The sequence below is a fragment of the Rhodoplanes sp. P11 genome (genome assembly GCF_964266735.1).
In the GTDB taxonomy this organism is placed as follows: Bacteria; Pseudomonadota; Alphaproteobacteria; order Rhizobiales; family Xanthobacteraceae; genus Rhodoplanes; species Rhodoplanes serenus.
On the sequence record NZ_CAXWGY010000012.1, the window covers coordinates 240,770 to 255,328 of the forward strand.

Below are 14,559 nucleotides of genomic sequence, written 5' to 3' on the forward strand. Positions count from 1 at the left end.
ACCGGCACGAACGCGCACGCCAGAACTACGACTATATTAGTCGTTCTATGGGCGGGCGGCCAGACACAAAACGCTGTACCAGCGTCCTTCGGAGTTATCGGCGTCGTGACTGATTCGGTCGCCCCGCAATGAAAGAGGCCCCGCCCGGATCGTCCGGGCGGGGCGTCGCGGCGCCTCAGTCGCCGTTGCGGCGGCTGGGGCGGGACCAGATGAGGCTGTAGCCTTCGCCGTCCTCGTCGTCGAAGAGGTTGGCGAAGATCGGGGCGGTGAAGCTCGGATCGTCGAGCTTGAGGCCCAGATAGTCGCGGCCCTCGTTGGAGCGCTTGGACCAGGCGGCGCCGATCTCGGCGCGGCCGACGAAGACGCGGTGGCTGGGGGCGTTCTCGCCGGTGGCCCGGGTCTCGGGGACGATGCGCACGCCCTTGGCCTGGACGCTGAGGGTGACGATTTCGCCGGCGAATTCGTTGTTGCCGGTCTTCTTGAAGGTGCCGATGGTCGCCATGTCAGTTCTCCTTGATCACTGCTTCGAGCCCGCACCATTGCGGCCTCGATGGCGATCGACGGGCCGGAGGCGATCGACGCCGCACCCCCCGGGGTCCCCATTGCGCTTGCGCAATGGGGTGGGCTCGTCAGGGCCGCAGCGCCAGCGGAGGATGGCAGCCAGGCGACTTTGTTGTTTCGCGAGGAATGACGGCGAAGCCGGCAGGGGAAGAAAGTCGATCGGCGCCATTGCGGCATAGGCGATCGAGGCGCAGCCGGCCTTCGGCCAGATCAGCCCATTGAAGAGGCCGTGTTGGAGCGGTCGACCTGACAGAAAGATCAAGGGAGAACGTGGTGGCCCCGCGAAGCCGCCGGAATCCTGGCAACGAGTCCCTGCCGGCGATGTCGTCCCACCTGTCCTGGCGATGATCGCGATGGGCTTCCCGCAGGCATCGGCTCGTGAGACGCCATCCGCGCCTGCGTCATCGAGTGGCTGTGCCGGGGCTGACTACCGGTTCAGCGCCGCTTCAACGGGCCTCACGCTATGTCTGGCCTCACATCGCAATCTCTGCTTGACGGTCGGCTTCGTCCAACTTCGGCGTCGAGGATGGCAGGCGTGCCGGCCTGCTGGCCATGCCTCCAACGGCCGTGTCGGTATCAGCCCCGCACCATCCCCCGTCCGGCCGGTTCGGGCGCGGCCATCGCTGCTATCCGCAGGAATGCCGCAATGCCGACCGCGATCGCGCCGACGACCGAAAAGGCGATCTGCCAGCCCTCGGACGGCATAGTGTGCTTCACGATGCCATGGGTCGCGTGATAGCCCGCGATCGCCGCCGGGGCTACGAAGGCAAGTGCAATGCCGACGCGCAGCCAGAGCGGGCGCGCGAAGGCAAGCAGCAGTTGGCCGACGCCGAAAATCAGCCCGGCCGCGACCAGGCCGATCGCGATGCCGCCCGGCCAGCCCGCGCCGGTGTCATAAGCCCACATGCCGGCGGTGACGCCAGCAAAGGCCGGGAGCGCGTAGATAGCAAGCGTGAACAGCAGCCAGCAGAGAACGCCGATAGCCGCGACGCTGAAGATGATGCCAAGGAAGATCATGGTGGTGGCCTCCGTTAGAAAAGGTCTGACGGTCGCGCCTTCCACCACCACCACGGCACGGCATGAAGCATAGCCGAAGATGAGCGGCCACGGGAGCGGAAATCGGCTAGGAAGTTCCGCTCGCCGGACCGGGCGCTCCCTTCGTCAGGGTTGGAAGGGATCGATTTCATGGATGATGGCGGCGGTGTCGCCGTCGTATTCGTTGGCGGGAACGACCGACAGGCTGCCGTCGCCGGCCCGGAAGACGACGATGGCGACCATGAGGGTGGTGGCGAGGCTGAAGGCGAAGGCATGAGCGTCGTTGAGGGACATCGTTCCGGCTCCTGTCTTGGAGGCGGGGGACCATCCCCCGCGCGACAGGCGCCCGATGTGTCCGGCCGAGGGCCGCAATCACCGCGGAGGCGAAGCCTCAAGGCCGCACGCTCGCGTAGCGGACCCTTCACGGGTTGATGGCGTCAGGCCATCGGCTGGACCAAGGATCAGCGCAGAGGAAGCGGGGGTGGTGCTTCGCTTTCCGGAGATGGTAGAGAAACGATCTCTTCAAACAGCTCTACCGCTCAGGACTCACGCTCAAAACTGTGGTCAGCCTTCTTGCGGCGGGGGCAGATGACAGGGGGGCGGCAAGTGGCGGAAGGCTTCTTCATTCCAGACGGTAACGAGGCGTTGAGGGACGATATCCCGGCGGTCGTCGAGCTGATCGAGCGCACAGCGCGGTGGGTCAATCCGGAAACCTTCCGGCGCTTGCCGGTGTGGGCGCCGCACACGGCGCGGGGTCGACCGCTTTATGACGCGCAGTGGAGTCGTCGCTATACCAACACCCGAAAGGCTACCGGGGTTACAGCCGACAAATTCGAGGGCAACGTGGCGGCTCTGAACGCGCTGGTCGCTGCCCTGGATGTGGCATCGCCCAAGCCGAAGAATTGGACCGTCTGCCACATCTGGGGCTACGACGATCCGTCCTTTGCGCAACAGAGCAGTGTGGTTCAGGACCCCCGTTATTTCTCCTGCGTCGCCAACATGGTGTGGCTGCCGACACCGCTCAAAGGCTTCACCGACACGCTTCCCGAGATCAAGGCCATGCTGCGAGTCTGCGCATTCCATCTCTATGGATGGGCCTGCGAGCATCCGTCGGTCGCGGAACAGGCCACCAAGGTCAGGTCGGGTTGGATTCCCAACGGCTATCCCAAGAGTTGGCCGAGCCCGGATAATCCCGGTGCATTGCCGCCCGGTGTCGCACCATTCAGCTTGCGCATCGAGCGGGAAATCGCCAAGCGCAAACAGAAGATTAAGACCGACCTCGCGAACGCGGCTTTCCTTCATTATCCCAAGGACGACGTGGTCGGCGTCCTGAAATACTGGAACATCGATCTGGGTTAGGCGGCGCTCACGCGAAACTACAATTGTGAAGTGCGAGAGACTTCGGCACGGTCCTAGACTTGGGGGGAACGACGAGTGAGTGACCCGAAATTTCTACGCGGCATTCCCGCTGGCCACGTGCTTAACCGCCTTGCAAAGGCCGGCGGCAAGGAAATTGAGTCTGGCAAACTTTCAAGCCCGGAGAGTTCCGCAGCACTCGCGGTCAATTGCTTCGGCTGGTTCATCGAGCGGCCGGAACTTCTTCCACCTCTGAGCGGCCTTGAGGCCGCTGGCGTCCCTGAATTGGTAGACGTGGAGTTTTGCGCGCGGTTTCCCTGGTCAGGCGGTCGGCATCCTTGGCTCGACGCTGTGGTGCAGACGCCGACGACGCTGATCGGGGTTGAAAGCAAGCGCTTTGAGCCCTTCCGGGACGTGAAGTCTGTCAACCTTTCGGACGCTTATGACCGGCCCGTTTGGGGCCGGGACATGAAGGGTTATGAAAGGATGCGAGACCGCCTGCGTTCAGGGGAGGAGCGGTTCACTCACCTTGATGCCGCGCAACTGGTCAAACACGCATTTGGCCTGGTGACCGAAGGCCGCCGCCGAAATCGGGCACCGGTACTTTTCTACCTCTTCGCTGAACCCGCAGCGAGGAACGGCCATCCCATCGCGCAGGATGACCTCATGCGGCATCGGAACGAAATTGCCCGTTTTGCCGGAGCGACCGCGGGCGATGAAGTGACATTTCACTTCGCGAGCTACCGGGAGTGGCTCGGAACCTGGCGTGGGCTCGATAACAACATTGCGGCACATGGACAGGCAATCATTGAAATGTTTGCGCCGTGAGTGGCGCAGTCGGGACTGAGGATGTCACGACCGCCGCCGAAATGGCGCGGTCCCACGGCGTTGATCCCAAGCGGTTCCGGGCTGCGCTTCGCCGAGCCAGTCTGCGGTGGCACTCCCATAGTGAGCGCTGGGAAGTCCGCATTGGCAGCCCCGAACACAGGGATATGGAGCGCATTCTAGCCACCTTTGCGCTGGCTGCGAATGTCGCCCCGGCGGTCGAACAGGTGCGGAGCAGACCTCCATCGGCTGCCAGGTCTTCGAGCGACGAAGCATGGATCATCGACCTGTGCGATGCTGTTCTGGGAAAGAAGGCGATACGCCAGCACCGTTTTCCATTTCTATTAGGGGATGCCGGGCCTTCGGGACGAAGGGTGTTGCTTCCAGTCGACGCCTTCTATCCGGAGCTTGGGCTGGCGATCGAATATCACGAGCGACAGCACAGCGGACGCGTGCGCTTCTTCGATGATCGTCCAACCGTTTCGGGCGTTTCGCGCGGTGAACAGAGACGTCGTTATGACGACTATCGGCGAACCTTGCTCCCTCTGCATGGCTGCGCGCTGGTGGTGTTCGACTACTCGGAATTCGAGCACACCAGTGCTGGGCGCCTTCTTCGCACAGAACGAGATCGAGAAATCATCACCGCGCGGCTGCGCGATCATGTGACCATCGCCACGGTATGAGGGCGGCGGCGCTCACGCGCCGCCGAACCTCCAGACCGGGATACCGAGCTTCTTCGCCTTGTCGGCGAGATTGTCCTGGATGCCGGTGCCGGGGAAGACCATCACGCCGATCGGCAGCACTTCGAGCATCTGATCGTTGCGCTTGAAAGGCGCGGCGCGACCGTGTTTCGTCCAGTCGGGCGCGAAACCGATCTGCGGCACGCCGCGGTGGTCGGCCCAGCGGGAGGCGATCTTCTCGGCACCCTTCGGCGATTTGCCGTGCATCAGAACCATGTCGGGATGCTTGGCGTGGACCTGGTCGAGCTTCGCCCAGATCAGCCGGTGATCGTTGAATTCGAGCCCGCCCGTGACTGCGATCTTCGGACCGGGTGGCAGGAGAACTTCTTGCTCGGCGCGCTTTCTGGCGGCGAGGAAGTCGCGGCTGTCGATCATCGCCGAGGTGAGATTGCGGTGGTTGACCTTCGAGCCGTTGCGCGGGAGCCAGGGTTTGCCGGCGTGACGCTCGTAGTGCTCGCCGGCCTGGTCTCGCATCAGCTCGAACGCATCCTGCCGCTCGACCAGCGTCCTGCCTTCCGCGATGAGGCGCTCGAGTTCGACCGATTTGACCTCGGTGCCATCCTGCTCCCGCTGGGACCGGCGCTGCGCCTGCTCATTGTCGTCGAGGTCGCGGGCAATCCGCTCGGCGGCGCGGTGGAAGACGTTGACGGTAGACCAGAGGAGATCGTCCAGGTCGGGCTCGAGGCGGGTGTCGCCCAAGGTGACGATCAGGGCGTCAAAGATGTCGGCGATGGCGCCGGCGACGATATTGCCCTCGGGGAGCGGTCGCGGATCGGGTTCGTCCGCGAAGGGACGGTAGCCGTAGAGCTGGAGTTCGGTCAGGACGTGGTCGGTCGAGGAAGAGGTGTGGTGCGGTTCATGGTCGTCATGCTCGCTCATGGGATGCTCCGTCGGTTGGACCGCGACCGTCGCGGCCTTCATGGCGACGAAGCCGTCGGGCGGGCCGGACTGGCACCCGGAGCGACAGCGCAGGGCCGAAGCGCAGCGGAGGGCCGAAGGGGCCGACTATTTTGGCTCGCGATGGAAAGGCCCGAAGGGCCGCCGGAAAATAGTCGGCCCCAAGGTTGCCTGGCCGGACCGTTTGACGGCCGATCGCCCTCTCGAAGGCCGAGGCGCGGTCCTCTTTCGATGGGTGAGCATCCGGCGACGCGGTTGACGGCGGGTCGCCCCGCACCCCCGTTCCGGCTACGCTGCCAGCCCCATGAAGCGGGCGACGTCCTGCGGCGCGATCTGGAGGCGGATTCCTGCCTGCAGCGCATCGATGCCGAGCACCCGCAGATCCTCGTTGAAGTCCCCGAGCGCTGGCGAGAGCACGATCGCCTCGATCCCGGCCTGTTCGGCTCGGTCGATCAATGCCGCCATCGCGCCGTCGCCCGCCGGATCGTCGTCGCGCGCGATGTAGAGCCGGCGCAGGATGTCCGGAAAGAGGATGGCTGAGAGATGGGCGGCCGAGAGCGCGGCCACCATCGGCATGGTCGGCAGGACGCATCTGAGCGACAGCATGGTCTCGATGCCTTCACCTGCCGCCATCACGTCCTGCGTCACGCCGAACCGGACCGCATGGCCGAGAAGGTCGCCCATTGCCCGCCTCGGCGTGTCGATCGGCGCCTTGCCGTCGCCATCGGGAGAAAGCCAGGTGCGATGCGCTCCGGTGATCCGGCCTGCGAGGTCGGTGACGGAGGCGATCATCGCCGGCCAGGTCTCGGTCGGCAAATACTCGTCGGGCCGATAGTAGCAGCGCGGGTGGAAGCGGAGTGATCCGGTTCCGTGCAAAGCCGTGATGCCGCGTTTCCGTAAGTACGCTTCTGCGACTGTGCCCGTAATCGGCTGCGACATGGCGAAGAGCCGTCGCGCGGCCTCCGACGATCCGGTGGGCGCCGTCGTTGGCCGCCGTTGACGGTCCGGTTCGGGTTCGGGACGCGGCAGGCTCAGGAAGGCCCTGGCCTCATCGGCAACGTCTTTGAAATCGGTGAGACCGCAGCTTTCTCGGATGACGTCGAGCAGGTCGCCATGTTCCGCGCTTGCGGCATCGGTCCATTTCCCCGCCGCGCCCTTGCCGGACTCCGGCCCGGTGAGTCGGACGAACATGGAGCGGCCGGGCGTGTTGCGCACATCGCCGACCAGCCAGTAGCGGCCCTCGCGATGACCGGCGGGCAGATAGTGCCGGCACACCGCCTCGGCCTGGCGGGCAAGTCGTCGCGCCAGTTCGGATGCGTCGTGGCGAGCCATTTACGCAGCCTCCCGTTCGGAGACGCGCTCGACCGGGTAGCGCTCCAGCACCTTCGCCAGCACAACGGCGCCGCTCGCATCGGTCGGTACGAACATGCGCAGCTTCCACGAAATGATCTCGTGGAACAGGCCGTATGCGCCGAGCCGGTCACGCATGGTGTCGGTGAAGCCCGACAACTCGATGCGATGGGCGCCCATGACGCGAACCCGGCGCAGTTGAAGTCCTTCAGCAAGGTCGAGGATCGTCCTGCCGTCGATCAGGGCCGCGAAGGCATCGTCCGGCGTCAGCGTCGTGGCGCCGGTGGCGGTCGCTTCCGCAACCCATGCCCGTGAAACCCGGCGGCCGACGATGCGCTCGCCGTCATCGGTCTGAAGCCGATAGACGCGCGTCGACTCGTGCGGCAGGCGCTTCCAGATCGGCAACAGCAGGCCGGCGACGACATGGATGGTGCTGTCGGAGAATTCCGGCACCTCGGCCAGCTCAGCGTTCCAGGCCTTTGCGAACGTGCCTTCATCGGCCTCGATCCAGTGCGTCTCGCCCATCATCTTCACCGGGATGTTGTGCGCCTCCATCGGCCGGATCAGGCGGACGCGCCGTTCGATGTCGCCATCGTCGAGCATCACGCTGCTGGTCGGGATCCGAACGGCCGCCCGGCCCGAACGCTCGTTGACGAGCAGCACGGCGCGACGATCCGAGAGATGAGCCAGGGCCTGGTCGAGCGCGACCGGCCGGTTGCGTTCGCGCTGGGTGATGGTCAGCAGCCGGGTTTCCGCGCCGGTGCCGGGATGGACATGGATGGTGCGCCGGCCGGTGACGACGAAGCTCTCGGCCTTGAGCGTCTCCAGCCCCATGTCATAGGTGCCAGATGCAATGGCGCCTTCGATCCTGGCATTCAGAAGCTGCTCGAATGCTGTGAACAGGATGCCCTGAAGTTCGATGGTCAGCGCCAGCAGGCGATTGAGGAAGGTGGTGATCGGCGGTAATTCGTCCTTGATGCCGTTCGCGTCCATGAGCGAGAGGCCGGTGGCATCCTCGAACATCTGAAGCGAACAGCCCTCGACCTTGCCACGCACCAGCAGCAGGTAGAGCTGCCGCAGCGCGTCGCGCGCATAGGGGCTTTCCAGATTGTCCTCGGGCCGGAACAGGCCCTGGCCGCCGGTCTGGCGCTGGCCGCGCGTGATCGCGCCGAGGGTGTCGAGCCGCCGCGCGATCGTCGACAGGAAGCGCTTCTCGGCCTTCACGTCGGTGGCGATCGGCCGGAAGAGGGGCGGCTGCGCCTGGTTGGTGCGGTTGGTCCGCCCCAGGCCCTGGATGGCGGCGTCGGCCTTCCAGCCCGGCTCGAGCAGATAATGGACCCGCAGCCGCTGGTTCCGCGCCGACAACTCGGCATGGTAGCTGCGGCCCGTTCCGCCCGCGTCGGAGAAGACGAGCACACGCTTCTGGTCGTCCATGAAGGCGGCCACATCGGCAAGCGAGGCCGAAGCGGCGCGATTCTCGACCATCAGGCGGTCGATACCGTTTGCGCCGGTCTTGCGCACGATGCGGCGGGAGCGGCCGGTGACTTCCGCCACCGTGTCGGTGCCGAAATGCTGTACGACCTGGTCGAGCGCGCCGGGAACGGGCGGCAGGGAGGCGAGCTTCTCGATCAGGCGATCGCGGCGGGCGACCGCCTCGCGGCTTTCGACCGGCTGGCCGTCACGGAAAACCGGCCGGGACGACAGGTTGCCCTCGCTGTCGGTGAAGGGTTCATAGAGCTGCACCGGGAAGCTGTGCTGCAGGTACGACAGAACATATTCGCGAGGCGTGATGTCGACCCGGACGTCGTTCCATTCCTCGGTCGGAATTTCCGCAAGGCGCCTTTCCATCAGCGCCTCGCCGGTCGAGACGATCTGGATGACCGCGGCGTGACCCTGCTCGAGATCGCGCTCGATCAAGCGGATCAGCGTCGGCGTCTTCATCGAGGTCAGCAGATGGCCAAAGAAGCGCTGCTTGGTGGATTCGAAGGCCGAGCGCGCCGCCGACTTCGCCTGCCGGTTCAGCGTGCCATGCTCGCCGGTGATGTTGGCGGCCTGCATCGCCGCATCGAGATGGTTGTGGATGATGGCGAAAGCCCCGGCATAGGCGTCATAGATGCGGGTCTGCTCCGGCGTGAGCTGGTGCTCGACCAGCTCATATTCGATGCCGTCATAAGAAAGCGAGCGGGCCGTGTAGAGACCGAGCGCCTTGAGGTCGCGCGCCAGAACTTCCATTGCCGCCACGCCGCCGGCCTCGATCGCCTCGACGAACTCGGCCCGGGTCGTGAAGGGGAAGTCCTCGCCGCCCCAGAGGCCGAGCCGTTGCGCGTAGGCGAGATTGTGGACGGTGGTCGCGCCCGTGGCGGACACATAGACCACACGGGCATTGGGCAGCGCGTGCTGGAGGCGAAGGCCCGCACGTCCCTGCTGGGAGGCGGCCTGCTCGCCGCGTTCGCCCTTGCTGCCAGCGGCATTCTGCATGGCGTGGCTTTCGTCGAAAATGATCACTCCGTCGAAGTCGGCGCCCAACCATTCGATGATCTGTCGGACCCGCGAAAGCTTCTCGCCGCGCTCGTCGGACCGCAGCGTGGAATAGGTGGTGAATAGGACGCCTTCCTGGAGCGTGATGGGCTTGCCCTGCGGGAAGCGGGACAGCGGCGTCACCAGCAGCCGCTCCATGCCGAGCGCCGACCAGTCGCGCCGCGCGTCCTCGATGAGATCGGCCTTGGAGATCCAGACCGCCTTGCGACGCCCTTGCATCCAGTTGTCGAGGATGATGCCGGCCGACTGGCGGCCCTTGCCGGCGCCGGTCCCGTCGCCGAGCATGAAGCCGCGCCGGAATCGCACGGCATTCGGCGCATCGTCACGCGCGGCCGAGACGATGTCGAAGGTCTCGTCCACGGTCCAGGACCCGGCGAGGAAATCGCCATGGGCCTCGCCCGCATAGATCACCGTCTCGAGCTGGGCGTCCGACAGCAGGCCATCGGTGACGATGTTGACCGGCAGGCGCGGCCGATAGCTCGGCTTCGGCGGCGCGACCGAGGCCATCGCGGCCGACTGCACCAGCTTGGTGGGATGGGCCTGAGAGCCGGGAATACGGATCGACTGAAGAGCGTATTCCTCATAGATCGCGTCCGTCAGGCGGGCGCCCTCGGGCGGTGTCCAGTCCACCGTCTCATAATCGAGCTCGACCGCATCGGGGTCGGCGAGGTTGGCCGGAACGGGAGTGGATGGCCGTGCGGCATATCCCCGAACGAAGCGCGGGGCGGTGGTGTGCGTGACGGCGGGAATGACGGAAACGCCTGCGGAAACGGCGACCGGCAGCCGTACCGGAACATGCGTGTCGATCCAGCCAAGCAGCGTGGCGACGTCGGGCGCGACGCCCGGCGAGACCGGGAACACCGCCGGATCATCGGCAGGCAGCTTGTCGATGACGGTCAGGCGCGTGTCGATGGTGGTGCCGTGCCTGGCATAGACCGAGCCGTCGATGGCGGCGGTGAACACCACACGCCCGCGCGTCTGCAGGCGGGTGAACGCCGCCACCCAGGCCAGGTTGTCGGGAGAAAAGTTCGCACCAGTGATCGCGACCAGCCGCCCGCCGTCGGCCAGGCGCGCCAGTGCCGAGGCGACATGACGACAGGCGGCATCGGCCATCCGGCCCGAGACGTTCGCCATCGCCGAGAATGGCGGGTTCATCAGCGCGACGGACGGCACGACGGCCGCATCGAGATGATCGTCGATCTGCGCGGCGTCGAAACGGGTGACGGGAATGGCCGGAAAGAGGTGAGAGAGAAGACCGGCGCGGGTCTCGGCCAGTTCGTTCAGGATCAGTGATCCGCCTGCTATCTCGGCCAGGATGGCAAGCAGGCCGGTGCCGGCAGAGGGCTCCAGCACGCAGTCGGCGGCGGTGATCGACGCCGCAGTCGCGGCCGCGAGGCCGAGCGGGATCGGAGTGGAAAATTGCTGGAAGGTCTCGCTCTCGGCCGAACGGCGCGTATGGGTGGGAAGAAGGCCGGCGATCTTCGCCAGCATCGGCAGCATGGCGGCCGGAGAGCCGGCTTTGCGGTAAAGCGCCTTTCCGTATTTGCGCAGGAACAGCGCGGTCGCCACCTCGCAGGCATCATAAGCGGCCTTCCAGTCCCAGGCGGCGGTCGCATCGGAGGCGCCGAAGGCCGTCTCCATGGCGGTGCGCAGGACGCCTGCGTCAATGCGCTGGCCGCGTTCGAGATGGGGGAGAAGAAGCCGCGCCGCCTCGGTGATGCGAGCGGCCGGGTCGGTGACAGGAACGAGCGGGAGGGACGTGGCCGCAAGGGCGACCGCGGAAGCGGAGACAGTGGTCATGGAGGGAACCTCGAGGAGAGCGGGAACGGGACGAGCCGGCTGGCGCTCTCTCTCGACCGCACCGGCTCAAACCCGTCCCGGCCGACCTCTTCCTCTGAACGGACCGATGATGGACCCTTGGCGCTCAGCCGAAGCGGCGCCCAGAAGCGGTGAAGGTGTAACCGTTGGCGATGATCGCCTCGTCGACCACGGCGTCCGAGGTCTGATACTCATATTCCCGCTCGAGCTGGCGGTAGAGCCAGCGGGCGAGATCGCGCAGCGCCTCCGTCACGGCTTCCTCCGCATCGGCGGTCATGTCCTGGCAGGTCGGACTATCGCGCTCGACCGAGATCGCCATGCAGTATTCGTGATAGTAATGGCCGCGATGGCTGGCATCGGCGCGAAGCTGATAGAAATTCCGCTTCTGAACCGCCTGCAAGGCGTCCGCGATCCGATGTAGCTCGCCATCTTGTGGCGCATGCGCCCTGATCTTGTGGGGAGCGCTTCTCGCATGGGAATAGAAGGCCTCGAAGCAGGCGCCATCGCCCTGCGACCAGAAACCGCGAAAATAGACGCACGGCTTCTGCCGCGTGCCGCCACCATGGAGTCGGACGGCGCGGGTCTTTAGCCGTACCCCGAGAATGGCGCAGATCGCCTCGAAGTCCTCGTAGACAAATTCGTACCAACCATCGGTGTCCATGCTTTCGCGGAACCAGGCGCGCGCCTTCTCCTTTGCCTCCGTGGACAGCTCGCCGAGCTGATAGACGGTGGTTTCAACGATCCTCGGCATCGTCCGACCCTCCCGTCGCAAGCATGTCGGCGAGCCATCCGTGCGTGCCGATCCAGGCGACGGATTGGCCGGCGCCGAGATCGACCACATGCGCGCCGCCGCTGAAGGCATCGATGCGCGGACGCGAGCAGGTGTTGGCGTATTGGAAACCCCAGCGGCCGGTGAGACCGAAGGTCTTCGCGCAGAGCAGCACGAAGTCGATGACGCGCTGCGGGTCGCCCGTTACGTCATCGCGGATCCAGAGCTGCGTTCCGCCATGCTCGGGCTGGATCGAAAGCAGGAAGCCGTCGGACGGCGGGTCTTCCGCCGCGCCGTCTTCGGATAGCCTGTTGTAAAGGTCGAGCGCGCGAGCGGCGTTCTGCGGCGTGCCGACATCGAGCAGGCATGAGAAATGAGTGAAATAGTCGGCCATGTCAGGCTCCTGAAACGAGAGGAGCCCGGCTGTTCCCCGTTGCGGAGGGCCGGGCTCGGATAAGCGGATGGGGTGAAGGGATGCGAGGCGGCCAGGGCCGCCCCGCGCGGTTCGGCTATTCCGCGGCGATCATGCGGGCCGGGTCATCCTCATCGTAGGCGTTGGTGGGAGATTCGTCGTCGTCGCCGGCGAGGAAGTCCGGCAACGCCTCGGTTTCTCCCTCCGTCGTCGCCACGTCAGGAGCCGGCTCGGCATCGGCAAGGCGCAGCGGCTCGGGCAACCAGCCGGTGTCGGCGAGCAGCCGCTCGGCTTCCTTCGCCATATCGCCCTTCTTCAGATGGTCGATGAGCTGCGCGGCCCGTTCGCCCGCGCCTTCGCGCACGGCTTCGAGAATGCGCGCCTTGGTGACGCGGCCGAGATAATTACCGACGGTCGGACGCCAGCCCGCCACGGCCATGTCGAGGCCGGTGGCCCCGGCAAGGTGATCGGCCTCGGCAAGGCGTGCCTGAACCCCATGCGCGGAGATCGCGCCGCCACCATAGCGGTCGGCCCGCTCATAGAGCGCATTGACGCCGAACGATGCGCAATGGGCGAACAGTTCGGCCTGCTCGGTGCCGGCGAGCGCGGCAAGCGCATCCCAGAGGTCGGCGACGTCAGCCGGCAGGCGCGCTTCCCAATCCTTGTGGCGCGCCTCGATCGCACGCGCATAGGGCGTGTCCCGCAGTTCCGGCGACTGCGCCTGAAACACCGTGCCGCGCACCGAGACTTCCATCGCGACGCCGTGGGCGCTGTAACGCGAGAAGACGTCGCGGCAGAATTTGTGCAGCACGGCCAGGAAGGCGGTCGCCGGGTCGTTTGCGAGCTTGTCCCTGAGCGCCAGCGTGCGCTCGGCGGTCAGCTCCATCACGAGCCGGTCCGGCAGGGGCTTGATGGCGTCTTCCTCCTCGTCATCCGTCTCGACGGGCTGTCCGCCGATGCTGATGATCGTGCGCTGGCTGGAACCGTCCCCGTCGGGATCGCCCGCCGTCTTCCCGTCACCATCCTCGCCGCCGTCGGTGGCCGGAGCCTCGTCCTCGGGCTTCACATAGGCGCGGTCGACGAGCAGCGAGCCATCGGAATCGATGCTGACGAAAACGCCGGCGCGCGCAATGTCGGCTGGATCGTAGCGGACGGGACGGGTTTCCAGGGCGTCGATCGCGGTCTCGATCTCGCCCAGGCGCTCATCGACCTCTTCCGGCAGCTCGTCCGCATCCTCATATTCGGCCTGGAGCTTGTCATACTCGGCGCGCAGGGCAGCGAGCGTCGACTGTTCCTCGGTCGTGCGATCGATCGGCGTGCCTTCCAGTTCGCGCAGGCCATGGGTCACGCCATAGGGGAAGCTGACGGCAACCTCGATCCACTTCCAGCCTTCATTGGCGATCTCGTTGGCCATGACCTTCAGCTTCTCGGCGGCCAGCCGGTCTAGCAGCGCCGCATCCTGCAGCCAGCCGCCATCGTCGGACTGGAACAGGTCGCGCAGGACGATGCCGCCAGCCGCTTCATAGGCATCGACGCCGACGAAGACGGCGCGCTTGTCGGAGGCGCGCACCGTCGATTCAGTCAGCATGCGACGGATCTGATAGGGCTCCTTCGACCAGGAGCCGGAGATGGTCTCCCAGACCTGCTCCTGGCGGGCATGATCGGAGCTGACGGTGAAGGCCATCAACTGCTCGAGCGACATGCCGTCCTCGGCGTAGATATCGAGCAGCTTCGGCGAGACGCTGGCGAGCCGCAGGCGCTGCTTCACCACATTGGTCGAGGTGAAGAAGGCCGCTGCAATGTCCTCCTCGGACTGGCCCTTCTCGCGAAGGGTCTGGAAAGCGCGAAACTGGTCGAGCGGATGAAGCGGGGCGCGCTGGACGTTCTCGGCAAGCGAATCGTCTTCGGCGAGGCTGTCGGTCGCCGCATCGCGCACCACACAGGGCACGGGCGCGTTCTTGGCCAGGCGCTTCTGCTTGACCAGCAATTCGAGCGCCCGGTAGCGGCGGCCGCCGGCGGGAATCTCGAACATCCCGGTCTCGGCGCCCTCGGCATCGAGGATCGGCCGGACGTTGAGGCTCTGGAGCAGGGTGCGCCGGGCGATGTCCTCGGCCAGCTCCTCGATAGAGACGCCGGCCTTCACGCGCCGCACGTTGGATTGGGAGAGCACCAGCTTGTTGAAGGGAATGTCGCGCGAGGACGACAGGGTGATCTTCTGAACGGCAGTAGCCATCGGGATTTTCTCCGCGACGGGCGGC

12 protein-coding genes are annotated in these 14,559 nt (G+C 65.8%); 3 read left to right on the forward strand and 9 right to left on the reverse strand.

Going from position 1 to position 14,559, the window contains the following annotated elements:
- Window positions 1-175: 175 nt before the first annotated feature.
- From ACFQUV_RS10405 to ACFQUV_RS10415, 3 genes are all read right to left on the reverse strand, one after another.
- A complete protein-coding gene (locus ACFQUV_RS10405; RefSeq protein ID WP_107396055.1) occupies window positions 176-502 on the reverse strand; it encodes a DUF736 domain-containing protein in 327 nt (108 codons plus the stop codon).
- A gap of 635 nt (window positions 503-1,137) precedes the next feature.
- Window positions 1,138-1,578: a hypothetical protein gene (locus ACFQUV_RS10410; RefSeq protein WP_107396054.1), complete on the reverse strand. Its 441-nt coding sequence runs from the start codon at window positions 1,576-1,578 to the stop codon at window positions 1,138-1,140.
- A 144-nt stretch (window positions 1,579-1,722) separates the two neighbouring features.
- The gene (locus tag ACFQUV_RS10415; RefSeq protein ID WP_165363918.1) at window positions 1,723-1,890 is read right to left on the reverse strand and encodes a hypothetical protein; all 168 of its coding nucleotides are present in this window, start codon (window positions 1,888-1,890) and stop codon (window positions 1,723-1,725) included.
- A gap of 312 nt (window positions 1,891-2,202) precedes the next feature.
- Here ACFQUV_RS10415 and ACFQUV_RS10420 point away from each other — a divergent pair, with 312 nt between their 5' ends.
- From ACFQUV_RS10420 to ACFQUV_RS10430, 3 genes are all read left to right on the forward strand, one after another.
- Entirely contained in the window at window positions 2,203-2,955 is a 753-nt protein-coding gene (locus tag ACFQUV_RS10420) for a hypothetical protein (protein WP_244601601.1), read from the forward strand.
- Window positions 2,956-3,030: 75 nt separating this feature from the next.
- Window positions 3,031-3,780 (forward strand): PGN_0703 family putative restriction endonuclease, encoded by a 750-nt coding sequence (locus tag ACFQUV_RS10425; RefSeq protein ID WP_129609371.1) that lies wholly within the window; start codon window positions 3,031-3,033, stop codon window positions 3,778-3,780.
- Between the two features lie 164 nt (window positions 3,781-3,944).
- Window positions 3,945-4,460 carry a hypothetical protein gene (locus tag ACFQUV_RS10430; protein ID WP_129609370.1) on the forward strand — a complete coding sequence of 172 codons (516 nt, stop codon included), beginning with the start codon at window positions 3,945-3,947 and terminating at the stop codon, window positions 4,458-4,460.
- Between the two features lie 12 nt (window positions 4,461-4,472).
- Here the strand turns inward: ACFQUV_RS10430 and ACFQUV_RS10435 are convergent, their stop codons facing one another.
- The 6 genes from ACFQUV_RS10435 to ACFQUV_RS10460 form a co-directional block, all read right to left on the reverse strand.
- Window positions 4,473-5,396 carry a DUF2493 domain-containing protein gene (locus ACFQUV_RS10435; protein ID WP_129609369.1) on the reverse strand — a complete coding sequence of 308 codons (924 nt, stop codon included), beginning with the start codon at window positions 5,394-5,396 and terminating at the stop codon, window positions 4,473-4,475.
- Window positions 5,397-5,702: 306 nt separating this feature from the next.
- Window positions 5,703-6,746 carry a toprim domain-containing protein gene (locus tag ACFQUV_RS10440; protein WP_107394281.1) on the reverse strand — a complete coding sequence of 348 codons (1,044 nt, stop codon included), beginning with the start codon at window positions 6,744-6,746 and terminating at the stop codon, window positions 5,703-5,705.
- Complete coding sequence (locus tag ACFQUV_RS10445; RefSeq protein ID WP_129609368.1) at window positions 6,747-11,102, reverse strand: strawberry notch family protein; 4,356 nt, start codon at window positions 11,100-11,102, stop codon at window positions 6,747-6,749.
- 124 nt (window positions 11,103-11,226) lie between these two features.
- Entirely contained in the window at window positions 11,227-11,871 is a 645-nt protein-coding gene (locus ACFQUV_RS10450; RefSeq protein ID WP_129609367.1) for an antitoxin of toxin-antitoxin stability system, read from the reverse strand.
- Window positions 11,855-12,283 (reverse strand): hypothetical protein, encoded by a 429-nt coding sequence (locus ACFQUV_RS10455; RefSeq protein ID WP_129609366.1) that lies wholly within the window; start codon window positions 12,281-12,283, stop codon window positions 11,855-11,857. Before ACFQUV_RS10455 ends, ACFQUV_RS10450 begins: the two co-directional genes overlap by 17 nt.
- Window positions 12,284-12,398: 115 nt before the next feature.
- Window positions 12,399-14,534 (reverse strand): ParB/RepB/Spo0J family partition protein, encoded by a 2,136-nt coding sequence (locus ACFQUV_RS10460; RefSeq protein WP_129609365.1) that lies wholly within the window; start codon window positions 14,532-14,534, stop codon window positions 12,399-12,401.
- Window positions 14,535-14,559: the final 25 nt, after the last annotated feature.